The following is a 1,339-nucleotide window of genomic DNA, read 5'->3' on the forward strand; positions in this document are numbered from 1 at the left end:
GGGACTGTCGGGAATTTCGTGTGCGGGCGGGCATATTGGGAAGGAAGGAGATCCCCCATGGCCCGACGCAAAGCCCCCAAGATCCCGGACGAGCTGCTCGATCAGCTTCTGGCCGGCGCCGACCCGAAGACCGCCTTTGATGCGGGTGGCCTGCTCGACGACCTGAAGAAGGCGCTCGCCGAGCGGGCGCTGAACGCGGAGATGGACCATCATCTCGCGTCCGGAGAGCCCGGCAACAGCCGCAACGGCTACGGCCGCAAGACGGTGACGACGGACACCGGCAAGATTGGACTCGAGATCCCGCGCGACCGCCAGGCGAGCTTCGATCCTCAGCTGATCGCCAAGTACCAGCGGCGCTTCCCCGGCTTCGACGAGAAGATAATCTCCATGTATGCCAGAGGGATGAGCACCCGCGAGATCGTGGGGCACCTGCGGGATCTGTACGGGATCGACGTCTCGCCCGACCTGATCAGCGCCGTTACCGACGCGGTGCTCGAGGAGATCGCGGCCTGGCAGTCCCGCCCGCTCGAGCCGGTCTACCCGCTGGTCTTCTTCGATGCCCTGCGGATCAAGGTCCGCGACGAGGGGCTGGTGAGGAACAAGGCGGTGCACATCGCCCTCGGGGTCCGGGCCGACGGCGCCAAGGAGATCCTCGGCCTCTGGCTCGAGCAGAACGAGGGCGCCAAATTCTGGCTGCGGGTGATGAACGAGCTGCGCAATCGCGGCGTCGAAGACGTGCTCCTGGCAGTGGTCGACGGGCTCAAGGGCTTCCCCGAGGCGATCACCGCCGTCTTTCCTGAGGCAACCGTCCAGACCTGCATCGTCCATCTTCTGCGCCACAGCCTCGACTTCGTGTCGTACAAGGACCGCAAGGCGGTCGCGGCCGAGCTGAAGGGCATCTACCGCGCCCTCGATGCCGAGGCCGGCGCCGCGGCCCTCGCGGCATTCGAGGAAGGCACCTGGGGCACGAAGTATCCCGCGATCGCCCAGAGCTGGCGCCGGGCCTGGCCGGAAGTGGTGCCGTTCTACGGCTTCGCTGCCGACGTGCGCCGGCTGCTCTACACCACGAACGCCATAGAGGCGCTCAATTCGAAGCTGCGCCGGGCGATCCGGGCCCGCGGCCATTTCCCGACCGACGAAGCGGCCATGAAGCTCCTCTTTCTCGTCTTGAACCGCGCCGAGAAAGAATGGACCATGCCTGCGCGTGAGTGGTGCATGGCGAAGGCACAGTTCGCCGTCCTCTTCGGCGAGCGCTTCACCCGAGCCATGGCCGGCTGATGTTCAACAGCCCGCCCGCACACGAAATTCCCGACAGTCCCTCGCGCAGGAAACGCCCGCC

At 66.5% G+C, this 1,339-nt stretch carries 1 protein-coding gene; it reads left to right on the plus strand.

The genetic code is table 11. The features are described from left to right. Positions 1 to 57: 57 nt before the first annotated feature. Complete coding sequence (locus QSJ97_RS24505) at positions 58 to 1,278, plus strand: IS256 family transposase (RefSeq protein ID WP_285675127.1); 1,221 nt, start codon at positions 58 to 60, stop codon at positions 1,276 to 1,278. The last annotated feature ends 61 nt before the right edge of the window (positions 1,279 to 1,339 follow it).

The sequence above is a fragment of the Paralimibaculum aggregatum genome (assembly GCF_030270585.1).
Taxonomy (GTDB): Bacteria; Pseudomonadota; Alphaproteobacteria; order Rhodobacterales; family Rhodobacteraceae; genus Thermohalobaculum; species Thermohalobaculum aggregatum.

What these genes read in the sequence shown, in the direction of transcription:
- QSJ97_RS24505 (WP_285675127.1), top strand. Translation starts at nt 58, where the DNA reads ATGGCCCGACGCAAAGCCCCCAAGATCCCGGACGAGCTGCTCGATCAG.